We start from the raw sequence: 20,698 nt of genomic DNA, 5'->3' as shown, positions 1-20,698 counted from the left end.
GAACTCTCCTGTCGATGCGCTGCGTGACCGCGCTGGGCTTGCATGGGGCCGGGCTTACAAGGGACGACCGCCGGGGCGGGAGCGACGGGGAGCGCTTCCTTCCCCGGGCGTCCGTTAGCGTAGTGCTTCCGCGGCGTCGGAGAGGATAAGGGTACGGTGAGTAATTCTGCGGACTCCACCAGCCGGCCTGCTCGGCGCTTCCGGCCGGTCCGGCTGCTGACCGGTGGCGTCTTCGCCCTCGCCGGCCTCATCTTCTGGATGAGCTTCAACACCGCACAGGGCACCAACATCCGGACCGACGCCTCCATGCTGCGCCTGTCCGACCTCATCCAGGAGCGCAGCCGCAAGAACGGCGAGCTGGAGGACAGCGCCGCGGCCGCCCGCGCGCAGGTCGACGCCCTCGCCCGGCGCGACAACGGCAACACCGCCGCCGAGGACAAGCGGCTCGACGCCCTGGAGAAGGCCGCCGGCACCCAGAGGATCAGCGGGTCCGGGCTGACCGTCACCCTGACCGACGCCCCGCCCAACGCCACCGCCCGCATCCCCGGCGTCCCCCAGCCGCAGCCCAACGACCTCGTCATCCACCAGCAGGACCTGCAGGCCGTCGTCAACGCCCTGTGGCGGGGCGGCGCGCAGGGCATCGAGGTCATGGACCAGCGGCTGATCTCCACCAGCGCCGTGCGCTGCGTGGGCAACACCCTCATCCTGCAGGGCCGCGTCTACTCCCCGCCCTACAAGGTCACCGCCGTCGGCGACCGTGGCGCGCTGCGCAAGGCGCTGGACTCCTCCCCCGCGATCCAGAACTACCTGCAGTACGTGGCGGCCTACGGACTCGGCTGGAAAGTCGACCAGCACGACGCGGTGACTCTTCCGGGGTACTCCGGCACAGTGGACCTCCACTACGCCAAGCCCGTGGGGTGACGCCCCGCGGGAAGGGGGCCGACCGGTGGGCTTACGACTGCTCGTGCGGACGCTCAGCGAACTGTGCCTGACCGCCGGGGCGCTGATCGTGCTGTTCGTGGTCTACGTCCTGTACTGGACGGGGGTCCGGGCCGACGACGCCATGGAGCGTGAGATCGGCCGCCTGCAGCAGCAGTGGGCCGCGGACCGCACCGCCGGCGCCCCGGCCGGGCGGACGCCCGGCGGCGCACCACCGGCGGACGGCGATCCGCAGGCGCCCGCGGCGCCGACCCCCGGCGCCGGCCCGGGCCCGGGAGCCGCACCGCCCGCCCCCGGCTCCGGCGCACAGCACCGGGCCGCCCCGGCGCAGGGAGGTACGGGCGGAACGGGCCCGCGCCCCGGTGCGCCGTTCGCCGTGATGACGATCCCCCGCCTCGGTGCCGGCTGGGCCAAGCCCGTCCTGGAGGGCACCGGCACCGACCTGCTCAAACGGGGTCTGGGGCACTACGCGGGCACCGCCGGCCCGGGCGGCGCGGGCAACTTCGCGGTGGCCGGCCACCGCCGCACGTACGGCGACCCGTTCAAGGACCTGCCCGCCCTGCGCCCGGGGGACGCGGTCGTGCTGACCGTGGGGGCCGCCCGCTACACGTACCGCGTCGACACGCGCCCGTACCGGACGCTGCCCACCGACACCGCGGTGATCGACCCCGTGCCCGCGGCGGCCGGCTACCGCGAACCGGGGCGCTACCTGACGCTGACCACCTGCGACCCCGAATGGGGGCACAGCCACCGGCTGGTCGTCTGGGGCCATTTGGAGAGCACGGAGGGCCTTTCGCCGTCCGCGCAAGCCGAGCCCAAAGCTTTGCACGGCTGACCCCGCCGCACACGGGCCGCCCCGTACCCTGGTGGCTGCAAACGACCGACAACCTTCGGCGAGTGGGTAGAGCATGTACGGCTGGATCTGGCGTCATCTGCCGGGCAACGCATGGGTGAAGGCGCTGGTCTCCCTGCTGCTCGTGCTGGGGATCGTCTACGCCCTCTTCCAGTACGTCTTCCCCTGGGCGGAACCGCTCCTGCCGTTCAACGATGTGACGGTCGACAACGGCATGCCGGCCGGTGCCCTCGTGACCGCCGGCCACGGAACGGCGGTGACCCGGTGAGCGCACGCATCCTCGTCGTGGACAACTACGACAGCTTCGTCTTCAACCTCGTGCAGTACCTCTACCAGCTCGGCGCCGAGTGCGAGGTGCGGCGCAACGACGAGGTGGAGCCCGCCCACGCCCAGGACGGCTTCGACGGCGTCCTGCTCTCGCCCGGCCCCGGCGCCCCCGAACAGGCGGGCGTGTGCATCGACATGGTGCGCCACTGCGCGAACACCGGGGTGCCCGTCTTCGGCGTCTGCCTGGGCATGCAGTCGATGGCGGTCGCCTACGGCGGTGTCGTCGACCGCGCCCCCGAGCTGCTGCACGGCAAGACCTCGCTCGTCACGCACGAGGGCAAGGGCGTCTTCCAGGGCCTCCCCTCGCCCTTCACGGCCACCCGCTACCACTCCCTGGCCGTCGACCGGCAGCAGTGGCCGGACGAGCTGGAGATCACCGCCTGGACCGACACGGGCATCGCCATGGGCCTGCGCCACCGCGACCTGCCGGTCGAGGGCGTGCAGTTCCACCCCGAGTCGGTGCTCACCGAGTGGGGCCACCGGATGCTGGCCAACTGGCTCGCCGCCTGCGGCGACACGGGGGCGGTGGAACGTTCCGCCGGTCTGGCCCCGGTGGTGGGCAAGGCCGGGGCGTGACGGCCACGCGGCCCGAGCAGGACCCCCTGCTGCTGCCGCGGCGCACCACGTACGGGACCGGAACCGCGTCGTACGGCTCCGGTGCCGGCACCGGGAGCGGGTACACCCCCGGCAGCGTCTCGCAGCCGCTGCCGCCCGAGGACGACCCCACCATGACGCTGCGCCGCGTCGAGCCTGCGCCGCCCGTCGCGGCCGGGGGGCGTGCGGCGCGGCGCAAGGCCGCTCGGCGCGCCGTGCGCGCCCGCCGCGACAGCGTGGGCGTGATCGTGAGCCGTCTGATCGGCGAGCTGTTCATCACCGTCGGCGTGGTGATGCTGCTGTTCGTCGCCTACCAGCTGTGGTGGACGAACGTCAGGGCCCAGCAGCAGGCCGGCGGCGCCGCCAGGGACCTGCGGCACAGCTGGGAACAGGGCGGGGGCAACCGGGCCGCCGGGGAGTTCTCCCCCGGCCAGGGCTTCGCGATCATCTACATCCCGAAGCTCGACGTGAAGGCGCCCATCGCCCAGGGCGTCGGCAAGCACCAGGTGCTGGACCGCGGCATGGTCGGCCACTACGCCGAGGGCACGCTGAAGACGGCCATGCCCTGGGACAAGCAGGGAAACTTCGCGCTGGCCGGGCACCGCAACACGCACGGTGAGCCGTTCCGCTACGTCAACCGGCTGCAGCCCGGTGACAAGATCGTTGTGGAGACGCGGGACACCTTCTACACCTATGAGATGACCAGCCGACTGGACCAGACGTCCCCGGCGAACACGCGGGTCATCGCCCCGGTCCCGGCCGGCTCCGGCTTCACCGGCCCCGGCCGCTACATCACGCTGACCACCTGCACCCCGGAGTTCACCAGTACGTACCGCTTGATCGTGTGGGGCAAGATGGTCGAGGAGCGGCCGCGGAGCAAGGGCAAGCCGGACGCTCTCGTCAACTGAGACACGCAGAACGGGGTACGAACGTCCGTGGCAGGCACCGACCGCACCAGGAGGCGGATCGCCGCCGTCGTCAGCGTCCTGGGCGAGGCCCTGATCACCGCCGGTGTGATCATGGCACTGTTCGTCGTCTACTCCCTGTGGTGGACCAACGTCCTCGCCGACCGCGAGGCCCGGCGCCAGGGCGACCACGTCCGCGACAACTGGGCCAAGGCCCCGGTCGCCACCGGTCCCGGCGCGCTCGACACCAAGGACGGCATCGGCTTCCTGCACGTACCGGCCATGCGCAACGGCGAGGTGCTGGTCAAGCCCGGCACCGGCAGCGGCGTCCTCAACGAGGGCGTCGCCGGCTACTACCGCGACCCGGTGAAGGCGGCCATGCCCTGGGACAAGCAGGGCAACTTCACCCTCGCCGCCCACCGCGACGGCCACGGCGCGAAGTTCCACAACATCGACAAGATCAAGACAGGTGACGCGGTCGTCTTCGAGACCCGTGACGTCTGGTACGTCTACAAGGTCTACGCGGAGCTGAAGGAGACCTCCCGCTACAACGTCGCCGTCCTCGACCCCGTCCCCAAGGAGTCGGGCCGCACGCAGCCGGGCCGCTACCTGACCCTGACGACCTGCACGCCGGTGTACACCTCCGACTACCGCTACATCGTCTGGGCGGAGCTGGAGCGCACGCAGAAGGTCGACGCCAAGCGCACCCCGCCGAAGGAGCTGGCGGGCTGATCCCGCCGCGTACGCGAAAGCCCCGGCATCCCGTGAGGGATGCCGGGGCTTCGGCGTGTGTCAGTGCTTGCGGCCCCAGCCGCCGAACAGGCCACCGATGTCCTGGTTGCCGCCCGTCTGGCCCTGGGCGGCGCCCCCGGTGCCGTCCGGGACGCCCTGCTGGGTCGTCAGGGCGACCGGCGTGTCCTTGGGCACCTGCTGGCCGATCGGCGGGTTCGTGCCCAGGACGATCGCGTTGTCGTCCTGCGGGCCCGCGATCGGACCGACCTTCAGACCGGCGTCGGTCAGCGCCTTCTTGGCGTCCTTGAGCTTCCAGCCCGCCACGTTGGGCACGCCCACGTTGGCCTTGCCGCCCTTGGAGACGAACAGGTTGACCGTCGAGCCGGGCTGGGCCGAGGTGTTGCCGTCCGGGCTCTGCCGGGTGACCGTGCCCGCCGGCTTGTCGGAGTCCTCGTCGGTGCGCTGCACCTGGAAGCCGAGGTCCGTCAGCTGCTTCTGGGCCTGGTCGAAGGGCTGGCCGACCACCGAGGGCACCGTCTTGCTCGACGCCTTGGTGGCGACCGTCAGGACGATCTCGGAGCCCTTGTCGGCCGACGTGCCGCCCTTGGGGTCCTGCTTGATCACGATGCCGGTGGTGCGGTCGGACTCCTCCTGCTTCTGCGTGACCGTGAAGCCCTTGCCCTCCAGCTCCGCCTTGGCCGCGTCGAACTGCGTGCCGAGGACGTCCGGGACGACGATCTTCGCCTTGCCCTTGGAGACGACGACCTTGACCTCGCTGTCGCGCGCGACCTTGGTGCCGGCCTTGGGGTCCTGGTCGCAGACCTTGCCCTTGTCCTGGTCGCAGTTCTTCTGCTCGCCCTCGACGACCTTGAAGCCGCCGTTCTCGCCGGAGCGCTGCGCCTCGGCCAGCGTCTGCCCGGTCAGGCTGGGCACGGTGACCCGGTCGTTGTTGCCGCTGCCGCTGAAGAGCGACTTGCCGATGAAGATCGCACCGACCAGCACCAGGACGCCCGCGACGACCAGCAGGATCGTCGACAGGTTGTTCTTCCGGCCGCCGCCGTTGCCGCGGCGCCCGCCGCGGGAGCCCTCGTCGTAGCCGCCGTACCCGCCGCCGTAGCCACCGCCCTCGGGGACGGGCGGCATCATCGACGTCTGGCCCATGCCCTGCTCGTGGGAGCGCAGCATGGTGGTCGGCTGGTCCTCGCCGTAGCCGCCGGGGCCCATGGCGCCCAGGGCGGCCGCGGCGGCCACGGGCCGGCCGTCCAGGGCCGCCTCGATGTCGGCGCGCATCTCGTCGGCCGACTGGTAGCGGTAGTCCGGGTCCTTGGTCAGCGCCTTGAGGACGATGGCGTCGATCTCGGGCGCGATCTCGGGGTCGTGGGTGCTCGGCGGGTTCGGCTCCTCGCGCACGTGCTGGTAGGCGACGGCCACGGGGGAGTCGCCGACGAACGGCGGGCGCACCGTGAGCAGCTCGTAGAGCAGGCAGCCGGTGGAGTACAGGTCGGAGCGCGCGTCGACCTGCTCGCCCTTGGCCTGCTCCGGCGAGAGGTACTGCGCGGTGCCGATCACGGCCGCGGTCTGCGTCATCGTCATGCCGGCGTCGCCCATCGCGCGGGCGATGCCGAAGTCCATGACCTTGACCTGGCCGGTGCGCGTCAGCATGACGTTCGCGGGCTTGATGTCGCGGTGCACGATGCCGGCCCGGTGCGAGTACTCCAGGGCCTGCAGGACGCCGATGGTCATCTCCAGCGACCGCTCGGGCAGCAGCTTGCGGCCCGAGTGCAGCAGCTCGCGCAGCGTCGACCCGTCGACGTACTCCATGACGATGTACGGGATGGAGACGCCGTCGACGTAGTCCTCGCCGGTGTCGTAGACGGCGACGATCGACGGGTGGTTGAGCGAGGCCGCCGACTGCGCCTCGCGACGGAACCGGGCCTGGAAGGACGGGTCGCGGGCGAGGTCCGCCCGCAGCGTCTTCACGGCGACGGTGCGACCGAGCCGGGTGTCGTGGGCGAGGTAGACCTCGGCCATGCCACCGCGGCCGAGCACCGAGCCCAGCTCGTACCGGCCGCCGAGGCGACGCGGCTCTTCCATAGCTCCAGCCCTTCCGTTCTCCTGACCGCACCTTCGTTACGTCCGGCTGTGTGCTGTCCGGCCTACCGTACCCGGCGTCCGGGGCGCCTCCCGGGCGCCACCGTCACCTGATATAGGACCGGTACAGACGGAGGGGGGAAACGGCCGCGAGGGAGTGGGCCGGATCACTTCTCCGTCGCGAGCACCGCCTGCATCACGCTCTTCGCGATGGGCGCGGCGAGCGCACCACCGGCGATGTCGTCCCGCGCGGTCTCCTCGTCGCCCTCGATGACCACGGCGACCGCCACCGGAGAACCGTTGTCCGTCTTCGCGTACGAGATGAACCACGCGTACGGGTTGCCGCTGTTGTCCACGCCGTGCTGGGCCGTACCGGTCTTGCCGCCGACCTTCACGCCGCTGATCTGGGCCGACTTGCCGGTGCCCTGCTCGACCACGGTCTCCATGATGCTCTGCAGCTTGCGCGCGGTGTCCGCGGAGATGGGCTGACTCATCTCCTTGGGCTGGTGGTGCTCGATGACGTTGAGGTTCGGCGCGCGCAGCTTGTCGACCATGTACGGCTCCATGAGCTTGCCGTTGTTGGCGACTGCCGCGGCGATCATGGCCATCTGCAGCGGGGTGGCGCGGTTGGAGGCCTGGCCGATGCCGGCCATCGCGTTCTGCGGGCGGTTGTCCTTGGGGTAGACGCTCGGCACGGCGCGGACGGGGGTGTCCACCGGCTTGTTGAAGCCGAACTTGTTCGCCTGGTCGATCATCTTCTTGTTGCCCAGGTCGGCGCTGACCTTGCCGAAGACGCTGTTGCAGGACCACTGCAGGGCCACGCGCAGCGAGGCGTCCTTGCAGGGGATGTTGCCCTCGTTCTTCAGGTCGATCCGGGTGTCCGGCAGCGTCCACGGCAGCGGCGAGTCCGTCTTGGCGTCCACGTCCGTGTACAGGCCGTTCTCCAGCGCCGCGGCGGCCGTGACGACCTTGAACGTCGAACCCGGCGGGTAGGTCTGGCGCAGCGCCCGGTTCAGCATGGGCTGGTTCTTGTCGTCCTGCAGGGCCTGCCAGGCCTTGGAGTCCTGCGCCCCGGCGATCTTCGACGGGTCGTACGACGGCGTGGAGGCCAGCGCGAGGATCTTGCCGGTGCGCGGGTCGAGGGCGGCGACCGCGCCCTTCTTGCTGCCCAGGCCCTTGAAGGCGGCCTCCTGGGCCTTGGCGTTGAGGGTGGTGATCACGTCACCGCCCTTCTTGCCCTTGCCGGTGATCATGTCGACCGTGCGGTTGAAGAACAGCCGGTCGTCGTCGCCCGTCAGGACCGGGTCCTCGAGCTTCTCGATCTGGTTGGCACCGAAGACCTGGGAGCTGAAGCCCGTGACCGGGGCCCACATCTCACCGTTCTGGTAGGTGCGCTTGTACTTGAAGTCGATGCCGCCGGTCTGCTCGGAGCCGGTGATGGCGTTGCCGTCGACGATGATGTTGCCGCGCGGCTGGCTGTAGCGGGCGATGGTCACCCGCCGGTTGTTCTTGTTGGTCTTGAGTTCGTCCGCCTGGACGAACTGGATCCAGTTGTCCCGGATCATCAGGGCGAGGACGAGGAGACCGCAGAAGATGGCGATCCGGCGCACGGGCTTGTTCACGGGCGGACCACCTGGGTCATCTCGGCGTCGGGGGACGGGGCGGGGGCCGGTGCGGGCCGGCGGGCCGTGTCACTGATCTTGATCAGGACGGCGATCAGCGCCCAGTTGGCGATCACCGAGGAACCGCCCTGGGCCATGAACGGCATCGTCATACCGGTCAGCGGGATCAGGCCCATGACGCCGCCCGCGACCACGAAGACCTGGATGGCGAAGGCGCCGGACAGGCCCGTGGCGAGCAGCTTGCCGAAGGGGTCCCGGGCGGCCAGCGCGGTGCGCACGCCGCGCTCCACGATCAGCCCGTAGACCAGCAGTATGGCCATCACACCGGCCAGACCGAGCTCCTCGCCGACGGTGGCGAGGATGAAGTCGGAGTTGGCCGCGAAGCCGATCAGGTCGGAGTGGCCCTGGCCCCAGCCCGTACCGAAGACGCCGCCGGAGCCGAAGGCCATCAGCGCCTGCGCGATCTGGTCGGAGCTGCCGTCCTTGAACGCGTCGAAGGGGTGCAGCCAGGCGTCCACACGCTGCTGGACGTGGTGCTCGAAGGTGGAGACCGCGACCGCGCCGACGGCCGACATCAGCAGGCCGAAGACGATCCAGCTGGTGCGCTCGGTCGCGACGTAGAGCATCACGACGAACATGCCGAAGAACAGCAGCGAGGTGCCGAGGTCGGTCTCGAAGACCAGGATCAGGATCGAGAACGCCCACACCGCCAGGATCGGGCCGAGGTCACGGCCGCGCGGCAGGTACAGCCCCATGAAACGGCGGCTGGCCAGGGCCAGCGCGTCGCGCTTGACCATCAGGTAGCCGGCGAAGAAGACCGCCAGCACGATCTTGGCGAACTCACCCGGCTGGATCGAGCCCAGACCCGGGATGGTGATCCAGATGCGCGCGCCGAACTTCGCCGGGAAGAACACCGGGGCGATCAGCAGGATCAGCGCCGCCACCATCGAGATGTAGGTGTAGCGCTGCAGGATGCGGTGGTCCTTCAGGACCATCAGGACGACCACGAACAGCGCGATGCCCAGCGCCGAGAACATCAGCTGGTTGGTGGCGCTGGCATGGAAGAACTTGCGGGCCTGCAGCCGCGGCGACTGGTCCAGACGCCAGATGATCACCAGGCCGATGCCGTTGAGGAACGTGGCCATCGGCAGCAGGATCGGGTCCGCGTACTTGGCGAACCGGCGCACCACCAGGTGACCCACACCGGCCAGCAGACCGAGGCCGATGCCGTAGCCGAGCATGCCGGTGGGCATCTCGCCGTCCATGGCGAGGCCCACGTTGGCGTAGGCGAAGCACGGGATGAGCACGGCGAAGGCCAGCAGCGCGAGCTCGGTGTTGCGCCTGCTGGGCGGGCCCGCGGTGCTGATCGTCGTCGTGTTGGTGGTGTTCGGCATCGGTGAAATCGCTGACATGCGTGTGGCCCCCTACGGCTTCACTGCTGGGCGCTGCTGCACTGCGGGACCAACTTCTGCTCTTCCTCGCTCAGGGTGGGGCCCGGGCTGGGGGCCGGGGTGGCCTGTGCGGCTTCCTTCTCCTTGGCGGGATCCTTCGCGGCCCCGCCGGTGCGATCGGCGTTCTGCTTCTCGCTCTCGCGCTGCTGCTGTTGCTCGGCCTTGCGGCGCTCGCCCTCCTTCTTGCAGGCGCCGGCGAGCGTGCCCAGCTCCTTGGCCTTCTGCAGGGCCTGGTCGCGGCTGCCGACCGCGATCGTGTCCACCACGCGGCTGCGCTGGTCGACCGGGAGGTACTTGAGTTCGATCTCGGGGTGGTCCTCGTACAGGCGGCTCAGGCTGAGCCAGGCCAGGTCCTGGTTGATGCCCTGGTAGACGGCCACGTGGTCGTTGTCCTTGGCGCCCACGTAGTACTGCGTCTGCGTCCAGGTGTAGCCCCCGTACAGACCGCCGCCCACCACGCCCAGGGCCAGGACGAGGATCAACGAGCGCTTCAGCCACCGGCCCTTGCGGCGGGGCTTGACGAAGTCCTCGTCCGTGAACGGGCCGAAGCCCTCCGGACCGTCGGTGGCCCCCATGGCGTACATGTCGCCGCTGCCGGGCGGCCCGAAGCCACCGGGCGCGCCGCCACCGTCCTGCGGCGGCGCGGGACGGTGCGCGCGGGCGTGCTCGGCGGCACGGCCGGCCGGGGTGCCCATGGCGTCGCCGCCCAGCTGCACCTGGTGCTCGGCGACCGCGCCGACGATCACCGGGGTGTCGCTGTACTGGCCGGCCAGGGAGTCCCCGCCGTCGACGTCGAGGACGTCGGCGACGATGCAGGTGATGTTGTCCGGGCCGCCACCGCGCAGGGCGAGCTGGATCAGCTCCTGGACCGTCTCGTGCGGACCCTGGTAGCTGGCGAGCGTCTCCTCCATCGTCTGATGGCTGACGACGCCGGACAGGCCGTCCGAGCAGATCAGGTAGCGGTCGCCGGCACGCACCTCGCGGATCGACAGGTCCGGCTCGACGTGGTCGCCGCTGCCCAGCGCGCGCATCAGCAGGGAGCGCTGCGGATGGGTGGTGGCCTCCTCCTCCGTGATGCGGCCCTCGTCCACCAGACGCTGCACCCAGGTGTGGTCCTGGGTGATCTGGGTGAGGACCCCGTCGCGCAGGAGGTACGCCCGGGAGTCGCCGACGTGCACCAGGCCCAGGCGCTGACCGGTCCACAGCAGCGCGGTCAGGGTGGTGCCCATGCCCTCCAGCTGCGGGTCCTCCTCGACCATGACGCGCAGCTGGTCGTTGGCGCGCTGCACGGCGGTGCCGAGCGAGGTGAGGATGTCGGAGCCGGGGACGTCGTCGTCGAGGGTGACCAGGGTGGAGATCACCTCGGAGGAGGCGACCTCGCCGGCGGCCTGGCCGCCCATGCCGTCGGCGATGGCGAGCAGCCGGGGGCCGGCGTAACCGGAGTCCTCGTTGCCCTCCCGGATCATGCCCTTGTGCGATCCGGCGGCGAAGCGCAGTGACAGACTCATGCGCACCTCGCCCGTCGGCTCCGGGTACAGCCCCTTCCCAGCCACGCTGCCCACCCTCCGGTCGTCATGGTCGTACTACTTCCGCAGCTCGATGACGGTCTTGCCGATACGGATCGGCGCGCCGAGCGGAATCGGGGTCGGAGTGGTCAGCCGGGTCCGGTCGAGGTAGGTGCCGTTGGTCGACCCCAGGTCCTCGACGATCCACTGGCCGTCGCGGTCGGGGTAGATCCGGGCGTGCCGGCTGGAGGCGTAGTCGTCGTCCAGCACGATCGTGGAGTCGTGGGCACGGCCGAGGGAGATCGTCTGGCCCTGCAGGGCCACGGTGGTGCCGGTCAGGGAGCCTTCCGAGACGACCAGCTTGGTGGGCGCCCCGCGGCGCGAGCGGTCCGCCCGGCGGCCACCGCCGCCGGACTGCTGCTGGCGCTGCTGCGGCGGCGCGGTCTGCGCCGCACGCGCGGCGCGGGCGCCGTCACCGCGACGGGACCCGCGCTGGGTCACGCGCGTGCCGAACAGGTCGCTGCGGATGACCTGGACGGCCACGATGACGAACAGCCACAGTACGGCGAGGAAACCCAACCGCATGACCGTGAGGGTCAGCTCTGACATTGCCCCCGCTTCACCCTTCGGCTTGCCGGTAAACGATGGTGGTACTGCCCACGACGATCCGTGAGCCGTCGCGGAGCGTAGCGCGCGTGGTGTGCTGTCCGTCCACCACGATGCCGTTCGTCGACCCCAGGTCCTGGATCGTCGCGGGGGTGCCGACCCGGATTTCGCAGTGCCGGCGGGAGACGCCGGGGTCGTCGATGCGTACGTCCGCTTCCGTGCTGCGCCCCAGCACGAGGGTGGGCCGCGAGATCTGGTGGCGGGTGCCGTTGATCTCGATCCAGCGGCGCGTCTGACCGCCCGCCCCGGCGCTCGGGCCCGGCCCGGTGCGCGGCAGCGGGCGTACGCCCGGCGGCGGCGTGGCGGGCATGGGCGGCGCCCCGGCCGGCTGCGGGGGGTAGCCCCCGCCCGCGGCCCGGCCCGCCGGCGGCCTGCCGTGCGGCTCCTGCGACTCGCTGGCGGCCAGCGTGCGGCTGCGCACCCGGTACAGACCGGTGTCGAGGTCGTCGGCCTTCTCCAGATGGACCTTGATCGGCCCCATGAAGGTGTACCGCTGCTGCTTGGCGTAGTCGTGGACCATGCCGGACAGCTCGTCGCCGAGCTGCCCCGAGTACGGGCTGAGCCGCTCGAAGTCGGGGGCGCTCAGCTCCACGATGAAGTCGTTCGGGACGACGGTGCGGTCACGGTTCCAGATGGTGGCGTTGTTGTCGCACTCCCGCTGGAGTGCCCCCGCGATCTCGACCGGCTGCACCTCGGACTTGAACACCTTGGCGAAGGTGCCGTTGACGAGACCCTCGAGTCGCTGCTCGAAGCGCTTCAGTACTCCCACGGGGCACCTCCTTCCCTCAGTGACGTCTGTGATGCTCGGTGTCGTTCCTGTACTGCTTACTGATCGTATCCACGCGCCGGGAAAACAGCTGGTTCCCCTTCGGCGCCAGGAGTGACGAGTGTCGCCCCACCGCCGCGCGCTGCGCGCCCACGCGGATCCGCTACGCGGATCGTAGAGGCGGCCCGAGCCCAGTGTCGCGCAACCGGAGCCCTCCCTGTGGTCCCGCACGGGGGCGGCCGGGGGCAACGGGTGTGAAGGCGCCCTCGGAACCGTGCTAATGTTCTCGATGTCGGAAGGCGAACGGACGAAAGCCCGGGCCGAAAAGCCCAGGATCTCGACCTGGTAGCCTGAGGACACACCCAATGCGCGGGTGGCGGAATAGGCAGACGCGCTGGATTCAGGTTCCAGTGCCCGAAAGGGCGTGGGGGTTCAACTCCCCCCTCGCGCACCAGTCGGAACGGGCCCCTCCGAGTGACGATAGTCACTCGGAGGGGCCCGTTCTGCATGTCCGGGTGCCGTTGCCGTTCCGTCCTTCCGGATCCCCCGCGTTTGTGATCTTGAACTCTCCCGGGCCGCGGCACGTCCCTTTCCCTTCGTCTTCCCTTCGTCGGCCGGGCTGTACCTTCGGGGCACTGTCGTCGACGGGGGAGGAGGCGCCGCGATGGCGCGACTGCCGTTTGTGCCGGGGTTTGCGGAGCCGGTGGGGCGGGGGGCCGCTCGGGCCGGGGGCAAGGCGGTGGGGAAGGCGCTGCGGGCGAAGGTGCCGCGGGCCGCGCACGCCGAGTTCCGGGTCGGGGCCGGGCGGCCGGGGGCCGTGGAGAGCGTGGAGGCGGCGAACGCCGGGCGACTGGCGGAGCTCGTTGCGATCAGGGTGGGGCGCATGGTGGCCTCGCCGTTCGCCTTCCTGCGCGGTTCGGCCGGGCTGATGGGGTACGACCTGGTGGACACCCCGGTCACGGGGCTGGGCGCCCAGGTGTGCGGGGACGCCCATGCCGCCAACTTCGGGCTGTACGGGGACGCGCGCGGCAGGCTGGTCATCGACCTCAACGACTTCGACGAGACGCTGCACGGCCCCTGGGAGTGGGACGTCAAACGGCTGGCGGCCTCGCTGGTGCTGGCCGGGCGGGAGGCCGGGGCCGGGGAGGCGGCCTGCCGGCAGGCCGCGCGGGACGCGATGGGCGCCTACCGGCGCACCATGCGGCTGCTGGCCAGGATGCCCGCCAGCGAGGCGTGGAACGCCATCGCCGACGAGGAACTCGTCTCGCACGCCGACGCCCACCAGCTGACCGGCACGCTGGAGAAGGTCTCGGAGAAGGCCCGGCGCAACAACAGCGCCCGCTTCGCCGCGAAGGCGACGGAGAAGGACGGCTCGGGCGGGCGGCGGTTCGTGGACGCGCCGCCGGTGCTGCGCCGGGTGCCGGACGGGGAGGCGGCCGAGGTCGCCGCGGCGCTCGCCCCGTACCTGGGTACCCTGCCCGCCGAGATGCTGCCGCTGCTGGCCCGCTACGAGGTGCAGGACGTGGCGTTCCGGGTCGTGGGCACCGGCAGCGTGGGCCTGCGTTCGTACGTCGTGCTGCTGCTCGACCACCGGGGCGAGCCGCTGGTGCTGCAGGTGAAGGAGGCCCGGCCCTCCGCGCTGCTGCCGCATGTGGAGAAGGCGGGCTTCGCCCCTGCGCCGGTCGCCCACGAGGGGCGGCGGGTGGTGCTGGGGCAGAAGGCGATGCAGGTCGTCAGCGACGTGCTGCTGGGCTGGACGACGGTGGCCGGACGGCCGTACCAGGTACGGCAGTTCCGCAATCGCAAGGGCAGCGTGGACCCCGTGCTCCTGGCCGGCGACGAGCTCGACGACTACGGGCGGATGACCGGGGCGCTGCTCGCCCGGGCGCACGCGCACAGCCTCGATCCGCTGGTCGTGGCCGGCTACTGCGGCAAGGGCGAGGAGATCGACGAGGCGATGGCGGCCTTCGCCGTGACCTACGCCGACCGTACGGAGGCGGATCACGCGGAGCTGGCGGCCGCGGTGCGCAGCGGGCGGGTGGCGGCCGAGACGGGGATCTGAGACCCCCCGGACCTCGTACCCTGGGCGGGTGACGAATCCGGAAGCCGATATTTCCGAGGAGCCCGGCGTCGAGCGTCTCGCCCGGGCGGTGGAGACGGCCGAACAGGCACTGATCGAGTTCGAGATCGCGGTGGAGACCTTCCGGGTCGAAGTGGAGAACTTCTCCCGCCTGCACCACCAGCGGCTCGGCCCGATGTACGCCCGCCTGGACGAGCTGGAGGCGCATATCGCCGAGGCCGTCGCGGCGCGCACGGGCGCGCCCGAGGACGTGCGCCGGGCGCGCGAGGCGCGCGCCATGGTGCAGCCGATGCCCGGGGTCGAGGAGCTGTTCGGCGGCTGGATGGACGGCGACGGGCTCTCGCCGGAGGCCCAGGCCATGCTCACCGAGCAGCAGGTCAGGCCGCCGCAGCGGGTGCGGCCGAGCGAGGAGGCACGCAAGATCTTCCGTGACCTCGTCCGCAAGGCGCACCCCGACCTCGCCCGGGAGGACGGCGAACGCCGGCGCCGCGAGGAGTTCATGGTCCGGGTGAACGCCGCCTACGCCGGCGGCGACGAGGCGCAGCTGCTGCAGCTGGCCGAGGAGTGGGCGGCCGGCCCGCTGCCCGCACAGCGCCGGCCGAACCGCAGCGAGGAGCTCTACGCGCGGCTGGAGTGGCTGGCCGAGCGCAAGGAAATGCTCTCCGCCCTGGCCGCGGAACTGGAGGAGTCGGCCATCGGCTCGATGCTGCGGATGGCGCCCGACGACCCGGACGGGCTGCTGGTGCAGATCGCCGACGGGCTGGTGGCGCAGATCGCCGAACGCGAGGCCCACCTGGCCTCGCTCGTTACCTAGCGTCCGGTAGCGTCGGAGACATGTTTTTCGGTTCCGGAGTTCCCACGGTCGCCGTCGACGCCCTGACGTCCGACGATTTCCTGCTCGACGTGCGCGAGATCGACGAGTGGCAGGCGGGGCACGCCGAAGGGGCGCTGCACATCCCGATGAGCGACTTCGTGGCGCGCTACGGCGAGCTGACCGAGAAGGCCCCCGCGGGCGGCCGGATCAACGTCATCTGCCGCTCGGGAGGTCGCTCCGCGCAGGTCACCGCCTACCTGGTGCAGCAGGGACTGGACGCGGCGAACGTCGAGGGCGGCATGCAGGTGTGGGCGGCCGCCGGCCGCCCGGTGGTGGACGCCGGCGGGGCGCCGGGCTCGGTGATCTGACCCCGGCGTTGCGGCCCCGGCGTTCCGACCCCCGGCGTTGTGGTGATCTAGCCCGGGGTGTGGGCGGCCAGCAGGTCGCCCAGGGCCTCCTCGTGGGCGGCGGCCGGGCCCAGCACGAGTTCGAGCTGCTTGGCCCAGGCGTGGTAGCGGTGCAGGGCGTAGTCGGTGTCCGCGCCGAAGCCGCCGTGCAGGTGCTGGGCGGTCTGCACCACGCGGCGCACGCCCTCCGCCGCCCAGATCTTGGCGACGGCCACGTCGGCCGCGGCCGGCAGCGGGCCGGGGGCGCCGGATTCCAGGCGCCAGGCGGCCTGCCAGAGCGTGGCCTCCATGGCCCGCAGGTCGATGTAGCGGTCGGCGCACTGGACGGCCACGGCCTGGAAGGTGGCCAGCGGGTGGCCGAACTGCTCGCGCTTGCTCGTGTAGTCGCTCGTCATCCGGGCGGCTGCCTCGCCGAGGCCGAGGGCCAGGGCACAGGTGCCGCAGGTCAGCGTGGTGCGCAGCAACTCCCAGGCGCCGTCTTCGGAGATCAGCTCGGTGTGTTCGGCGCGGGCGGAGTCCAGGGTCAGGTGGCCGAGGCGCTCGCCGTTCGTGGAGACCTGCTCGGCGAGGGTGATGCCGGTGCGGTCGGGCGGGAGCAGTGCGAGGACGGTCCGCCCGTCGGGCGTGTGGGCCGGCAGCAGGACGCGGTCGGCGGTGGCGGCCCACGGTACGGCGGTGTGGGCGCCGTCCAGGAGCCAGTGGCCGGCGTGCGGGGTGGCCGTGGCGGACAGCGCGGGGGCGTCGTGGCCGGTGCGGCCGTGGGCGGCCACGGTGACGACGAGCTCGCCCCGGGCGAGGGGCGCGAGCAGCCGCCGGGTCTGCGGTGCGGCGCACGCCCGCAGGACCAGGGCCGCGGCGGCGGTCTCCAGCAGCGGGACGCGGGCCAGCACCCGGCCGGCCTCGCGCAGCACCAGGCACAGGGCGAGGGGGCCGAGGCCGGAGCCGCCGTGCTCCTGCGGCACGACGAGGCCCAGCAGGTCGGCGCGGGCCAGGCGCTGCCACAGCGGGCGGTCGAAGTCCTCGGCGACCGCGCCGGGGGTCAGGGCCGGGCTGGGGACGGCGTCGGGGGCGACGCCCGAGAAGACGGCCCGTGCGGCCTCGGCGGCCGCCTGCTGTTCCTCGGTGAAGGTGAAGTCCACTGCACCGCCCCTTCGTCAGCCGTCCACATCATCTGACGGTCCGTCAAGATAGGCGCTGCCCGGGCAATTGGGAATGGCAAGGCGCGGCTGCTGCCGCATGAGCACGGGCCGGTCGGCTCAGCGGTCGAAGTCCAGCTCGACCTCCTCCGTGGCCGGGTGGGACTGGCAGGCCAGGACGTAACCGGCGTCCAACTCGTCCTGCTCCAGAGCGAAGTTGCGGTCCATCCGCACCTCGCCGGAGACCAGGAACGCCCGGCACGTGCCGCACACGCCGCCCTTGCAGGCGTAGGGGGCGTCGGCGCGGTTGCGCAGCACGGTCTCCAGCAGCGACTCGCCCTCGCGCACCGGCCACCTGCCGCTGCGGCCGTCGAGCTTGGCGGTCACCGTGCTGTGCGCCGGCGTCCCCGCCGGTGCGCCGGTCGGCGCGGGAGCGGCGGAGGCCTCCTCGACGTGGAAGATCTCCTGGTGGACGCGCTCGCGGGGGACGCCCAGCGCCTTCAGTGCGCCGCGGGCGCCCTGCACCAGACCGTGCGGGCCGCACAGGAACCAGCCGTCGACGTCCGGCACGGGCAGCAGGGCCGGCAGCAGCCGGGTCAGCCGCTCCTCGTCCAGCCGGCCGGAGGCGGGGCCGGCCTGCTGCTCCTCGCGGGAGAGGGTCTGCACGAGCTGGAAGCGGTCGGGGAAGCGGTCCTTGAGCTCGGCCACCTCGTCCAGGAACATCGTCGAGGCCGTCGTGCGGTCGCTGCGTATCAGGCAGAACCGGGCGGCCGGCTCGCTCTCCAGCAGCGTGGAGACGATGGAGAGCACCGGGGTGATGCCGCTGCCGCCGACGATCGCCGCGAAGTGGCCCGGGCGCGGGGTGAGCACGAACCGGCCGGCGGGCACCATCACCTCGACGACGTCCCCGGGAGCGAGCTCCTTGAGGGCGTACGTGGAGAAGGCTCCCCCGTCCACCAGCCGCACCCCGATCCGCAGGGACTGCGGCCCCTCGGCGCCCGACGCCCGGCCGCAGAGGGAGTAGGTGCGGCGTATCTCGGTGCCCTCGGCCGTCCGGCGCAGCGCCAGGTGCTGGCCGGGCGTGTACCGGAAGGCCTCGCGCAGGGCGGGCGGCACCGCGAGGGTGACGGCGACCGAGTCGTCGGTGAGCGGTTCGACGGCCGTGACCCGCAGGGAGTGGAACGCGCCGTGGTGGGCCGCTGCCATCACAACTCCTTGAAGTGGTCGAACGGTTCGCGGCAGGACTCGCAGCGGCGCAGGGCCTTGCAGGCGGTGGACGAGAACCGGCTGAGCAGCGTGGTGTCGGTGGAGCCGCAGTGGGGGCAGCGGATGGCCAGGTCGACCATGACCGGCCCGCCCGCCGCCGTGGGCCGGGGCGGGGCTATGCCGAACTCGGCGAGCTTGCGGCGCCCTTCGGGCGTGATGTCGTCGGTGGACCAGGCCGGCGAGAGGACGGTGCGGACCGTCACCTCCTGCTGGCCGTGGGCGCGCAGCACCTGCCGGACGTCCTCGGACATGGCCTCGATGGCGGGACAGCCGGTGTAGGTGGGGGTCAGCTCCACCTCGACCCGGCCGGGACCGGTGACGTGCACCTCCCGCAGCACGCCCAACTCGGCCAGGCTGAGCGCGGGCAGCTCGGGGTCGGGGACGGCCCCGGCCAGGGCGCGCAGCTCCTCCTCCAGCGGCGTGGGCTCCACCGGCGTGGGTTCCAGGGGGGTGCGCGGGCTCACCATGACGCCCCCGGGTGGCTGCGGTGCAGGTGCTGCATCTCGGCGAGCATCCGGCCGAACGGCTCGGTGTGGATGCCCTGCCGGCCGCCGCCGGCCGTCCAGCTGCCGGACTGCGGGCCTGCGGGGAGGGTGAGCGTGGCCCGCTCGACCACGTCGGCGACGGCCTTCGTCCAGCCCTCGCGCAGCTCGGCCCAGCCCACCTCCAGGCCCTCGACGGGCTCGAACAGCTCGCCGGTGTACCGCCACAGGCCGTCCAGGGCGTCCTGCATCCGGGTGTGGCTCTCCTCGGTGCCGTCGCCGAGCCGCAACATCCAGTGCTCGGCGTGGTCGCGGTGGTAGGCGACCTCCTTGACCGCCTTGGCGGCCAGGCCGGCCAGCGGCCCGTCCCCGGCGGCCAGCTGCCCGAACAGCAGGTGCTGGTGGACGGAGAAGAACAGCTGCCGGGCCATCGTGCGGGCGAAGTCGCCGTTGGGCTGCTCGACGAGCTGGACGTTGCGGAAGGCGCGCTCCTCGCGGCGGAAGGCCAGCTCGTCCTCGTCCCCGACGAGGGAGAGCAGGGTGCGGGCCTGGCCGAGCAGGTCGAGGGCGATGTTGGCGAGGGCGACCTCCTCCTCCAGCACGGGGGCGTGCCCGGCCCACTCGCCGAGCCGGTGGGAGAGCACCAGGGCGTCGTCGCCGAGGGCGAGCGCCGCGGGAAGGGCGGGTGCCACGGTCACAGGTGCCGCACCCCCTCGGGGATCTCGTAGAAGGTCGGATGGCGGTAGGGCTTGTCGGCCGCGGGCTCGAAGAAGGGATCCTTCTCGTCCGGCGACGAGGCGGTGATCGCGGCGGAGGGCACCACCCAGATCGAGACGCCCTCGGAGCGCCGTGTGTACAGGTCGCGGGCGTTGCGCAGGGCCATCTCCGCGTCCGGCGCGTGCAGACTGCCGGCGTGCGTGTGGGACAGGCCCCGCCTGCTGCGCACGAACACTTCCCACAGGGGCCAGTCGGTGCCGGTCATGCCGTCGCCTTCCCGTGCTTGGCCGCGTACGCCGCGGCTGCCTCGCGCACCCAGGCGCCGTTCTCGTGTGCCGTGCGGCGCTGGGTGATGCGCTGGTCGTTGCAGGGGCCGTTGCCCCGGAGCACTTCCTGGAACTCGGTCCAGTCGATGGGCCCGAAGTCGTAGTGGCCGCGCTCCTCGTTCCACCGCAGGTCGGGATCGGGCAGGGTGAGCCCGAGGGACTCCGCCTGGGGGACGCAGATGTCCACGAAGCGCTGGCGCAGCTCGTCGTTGGAGTGCCGCTTGATCTTCCACGCCATGGACTGCGCGGAGTGCGACGAGGCGTCGTCGGGCGGGCCGAACATCATCAGGGAGGGCCACCACCAGCGGTTCACGGCGTCCTGGGCCATCTCGTGCTGGGCCGGCGTGCCGCGGCTGAGGGTGAGCAGCAGCTCGTACCCCTGGCGCTGGTGGAAGGACTCCTCCTTGCAGATGCGGACCATGGCGCGCGCGTACGGCCCGTAGGAACAGCGGCACAGCGGCACCTGGTTGGTGATGGCCGCGCCGTCCACCAGCCAGCCGATCGCGCCGACGTCGGCCCAGGTCAGGGTGGGGTAGTTGAAGATCGAGGAGTAGCGCTGGCGGCCGGCGTGCAGCTTGTCGAGCAGCTCCTCGCGGCTGGTGCCCAGCGTCTCGGCCGCGCTGTACAGATACAGCCCGTGGCCCGCCTCGTCCTGGACCTTGGCCATGAGGATCGCCTTGCGCCGCAGGGAGGGCGCCCGCGTGATCCAGTTGGCTTCCGGCTGCATGCCGATGATCTCGGAGTGGGCGTGCTGGGCGATCTGCCGGACGAGCGTCGCGCGGTAGGCGTCGGGCATCCAGTCGCGCGGCTCGATGCGCTCGTCCGCGGCGACCGTGGCGTCGAACACCGCCTCCAGGGTCTGTGCCTCCGGCGCCGTCGTGGTCATGTCCGTGCCCCCTCGCCTCGCGAACTCTCCCTACCGACCGATCGTTCGGTTCAATGGTGGGCCCGGCCCCGGGGCCTGTCAACCCTGTGGATAACCCGGCGGGCGGGACGCGAGCGAGGGACGTGTGCGGTCT

At 71.8% G+C, this 20,698-nt stretch carries 20 protein-coding genes, 1 tRNA gene and 1 pseudogene; 10 read left to right on the top strand and 12 right to left on the bottom strand.

Annotated features, from left to right (window positions below; translation table 11 throughout):
* Positions 1–156 precede the first annotated feature (156 nt).
* The 6 genes and pseudogenes from AB0K17_RS02865 to AB0K17_RS02840 all read left to right on the top strand — a co-directional run bounded on the left by AB0K17_RS02865 (position 157) and on the right by AB0K17_RS02840 (position 4,350).
* Positions 157–921, top strand: coding sequence for a DUF881 domain-containing protein (locus AB0K17_RS02865; RefSeq protein WP_365964957.1), 765 nt, complete (start codon positions 157–159; stop codon positions 919–921).
* Positions 922–946: 25 nt separating this feature from the next.
* A complete protein-coding gene (locus tag AB0K17_RS02860) occupies positions 947–1,774 on the top strand; it encodes a class E sortase (protein ID WP_365981888.1) in 828 nt (275 codons plus the stop codon).
* A gap of 73 nt (positions 1,775–1,847) precedes the next feature.
* Positions 1,848–2,060 (top strand): hypothetical protein, encoded by a 213-nt coding sequence (locus tag AB0K17_RS02855; RefSeq protein WP_365964955.1) that lies wholly within the window; start codon positions 1,848–1,850, stop codon positions 2,058–2,060.
* Positions 2,057–2,695, top strand: coding sequence for an aminodeoxychorismate/anthranilate synthase component II (locus AB0K17_RS02850; protein WP_365964954.1), 639 nt, complete (start codon positions 2,057–2,059; stop codon positions 2,693–2,695). The genes AB0K17_RS02855 and AB0K17_RS02850 overlap by 4 nt, the downstream gene beginning before the upstream one ends.
* A gap of 221 nt (positions 2,696–2,916) precedes the next feature.
* Positions 2,917–3,621: pseudogene (locus AB0K17_RS02845) on the top strand (class E sortase); the annotation flags it as partial.
* A 27-nt stretch (positions 3,622–3,648) separates the two neighbouring features.
* Positions 3,649–4,350 (top strand): class E sortase, encoded by a 702-nt coding sequence (locus AB0K17_RS02840; RefSeq protein WP_365981886.1) that lies wholly within the window; start codon positions 3,649–3,651, stop codon positions 4,348–4,350.
* A 60-nt stretch (positions 4,351–4,410) separates the two neighbouring features.
* On the opposite strand, the gene pknB is transcribed toward AB0K17_RS02840, so the two are convergent.
* The 6 genes from pknB to AB0K17_RS02810 form a co-directional block, all read right to left on the bottom strand.
* A complete protein-coding gene (gene pknB / locus AB0K17_RS02835; RefSeq protein WP_365964952.1) occupies positions 4,411–6,444 on the bottom strand; it encodes a Stk1 family PASTA domain-containing Ser/Thr kinase in 2,034 nt (677 codons plus the stop codon).
* A 164-nt stretch (positions 6,445–6,608) separates the two neighbouring features.
* Positions 6,609–8,063: a penicillin-binding protein 2 gene (locus AB0K17_RS02830; protein WP_365981885.1), complete on the bottom strand. Its 1,455-nt coding sequence runs from the start codon at positions 8,061–8,063 to the stop codon at positions 6,609–6,611.
* The gene (locus tag AB0K17_RS02825; protein WP_365965145.1) at positions 8,060–9,457 is read right to left on the bottom strand and encodes an FtsW/RodA/SpoVE family cell cycle protein; all 1,398 of its coding nucleotides are present in this window, start codon (positions 9,455–9,457) and stop codon (positions 8,060–8,062) included. The genes AB0K17_RS02830 and AB0K17_RS02825 overlap by 4 nt, the downstream gene beginning before the upstream one ends.
* A gap of 38 nt (positions 9,458–9,495) precedes the next feature.
* Positions 9,496–11,076, bottom strand: coding sequence for a PP2C family serine/threonine-protein phosphatase (locus AB0K17_RS02820; RefSeq protein ID WP_365981884.1), 1,581 nt, complete (start codon positions 11,074–11,076; stop codon positions 9,496–9,498).
* Positions 11,077–11,097: 21 nt separating this feature from the next.
* Positions 11,098–11,628 (bottom strand): FHA domain-containing protein, encoded by a 531-nt coding sequence (locus tag AB0K17_RS02815; protein WP_365964949.1) that lies wholly within the window; start codon positions 11,626–11,628, stop codon positions 11,098–11,100.
* Between the two features lie 10 nt (positions 11,629–11,638).
* Positions 11,639–12,454: a DUF3662 and FHA domain-containing protein gene (locus tag AB0K17_RS02810; protein WP_365964948.1), complete on the bottom strand. Its 816-nt coding sequence runs from the start codon at positions 12,452–12,454 to the stop codon at positions 11,639–11,641.
* 364 nt (positions 12,455–12,818) lie between these two features.
* Between AB0K17_RS02810 and AB0K17_RS02805 the strand changes: the two genes are divergently transcribed.
* The 4 genes from AB0K17_RS02805 (at position 12,819) to AB0K17_RS02790 (ending at position 15,713) form a co-directional block, all read left to right on the top strand.
* Positions 12,819–12,905 (top strand) — tRNA-Leu (locus AB0K17_RS02805).
* 210 nt (positions 12,906–13,115) lie between these two features.
* Positions 13,116–14,513, top strand: coding sequence for a DUF2252 domain-containing protein (locus AB0K17_RS02800; protein ID WP_365964947.1), 1,398 nt, complete (start codon positions 13,116–13,118; stop codon positions 14,511–14,513).
* Positions 14,514–14,541: 28 nt separating this feature from the next.
* A complete protein-coding gene (locus AB0K17_RS02795; RefSeq protein ID WP_365964945.1) occupies positions 14,542–15,345 on the top strand; it encodes a hypothetical protein in 804 nt (267 codons plus the stop codon).
* A gap of 20 nt (positions 15,346–15,365) precedes the next feature.
* Positions 15,366–15,713 carry a rhodanese-like domain-containing protein gene (locus AB0K17_RS02790; RefSeq protein ID WP_365964944.1) on the top strand — a complete coding sequence of 116 codons (348 nt, stop codon included), beginning with the start codon at positions 15,366–15,368 and terminating at the stop codon, positions 15,711–15,713.
* A 47-nt stretch (positions 15,714–15,760) separates the two neighbouring features.
* On the opposite strand, the gene AB0K17_RS02785 is transcribed toward AB0K17_RS02790, so the two are convergent.
* The 6 genes from AB0K17_RS02785 to paaA all read right to left on the bottom strand — a co-directional run bounded on the left by AB0K17_RS02785 (position 15,761) and on the right by paaA (position 20,565).
* Positions 15,761–16,891 (bottom strand): acyl-CoA dehydrogenase family protein, encoded by a 1,131-nt coding sequence (locus AB0K17_RS02785; protein ID WP_365981883.1) that lies wholly within the window; start codon positions 16,889–16,891, stop codon positions 15,761–15,763.
* 117 nt (positions 16,892–17,008) lie between these two features.
* Complete coding sequence (locus AB0K17_RS02780; RefSeq protein ID WP_365967779.1) at positions 17,009–18,094, bottom strand: 2Fe-2S iron-sulfur cluster-binding protein; 1,086 nt, start codon at positions 18,092–18,094, stop codon at positions 17,009–17,011.
* Positions 18,094–18,621: a 1,2-phenylacetyl-CoA epoxidase subunit PaaD gene (gene paaD / locus AB0K17_RS02775; protein WP_365967780.1), complete on the bottom strand. Its 528-nt coding sequence runs from the start codon at positions 18,619–18,621 to the stop codon at positions 18,094–18,096. Before paaD ends, AB0K17_RS02780 begins: the two co-directional genes overlap by 1 nt.
* Positions 18,615–19,334 carry a 1,2-phenylacetyl-CoA epoxidase subunit PaaC gene (paaC, locus tag AB0K17_RS02770; protein ID WP_365967781.1) on the bottom strand — a complete coding sequence of 240 codons (720 nt, stop codon included), beginning with the start codon at positions 19,332–19,334 and terminating at the stop codon, positions 18,615–18,617. The genes paaD and paaC overlap by 7 nt, the downstream gene beginning before the upstream one ends.
* Positions 19,331–19,618, bottom strand: coding sequence for a 1,2-phenylacetyl-CoA epoxidase subunit PaaB (gene paaB, locus AB0K17_RS02765; RefSeq protein WP_336410259.1), 288 nt, complete (start codon positions 19,616–19,618; stop codon positions 19,331–19,333). The genes paaC and paaB overlap by 4 nt, the downstream gene beginning before the upstream one ends.
* On the bottom strand, positions 19,615–20,565 hold the full coding sequence (paaA, locus tag AB0K17_RS02760; protein WP_365967782.1) for a 1,2-phenylacetyl-CoA epoxidase subunit PaaA: 951 nt from the start codon (positions 20,563–20,565) through the stop codon (positions 19,615–19,617). Before paaA ends, paaB begins: the two co-directional genes overlap by 4 nt.
* Between the last annotated feature and the right edge of the window lie 133 nt (positions 20,566–20,698).

Origin of the sequence: Streptomyces sp. NPDC049585, from assembly GCF_040675615.1 — a bacterium.
Classification (GTDB): domain Bacteria; phylum Actinomycetota; class Actinomycetes; order Streptomycetales; family Streptomycetaceae; genus Streptomyces; species Streptomyces luteosporeus.
Note: the sequence above shows the minus strand (reverse complement) of the source record. Positions and strands in the feature narration are given on the sequence as shown.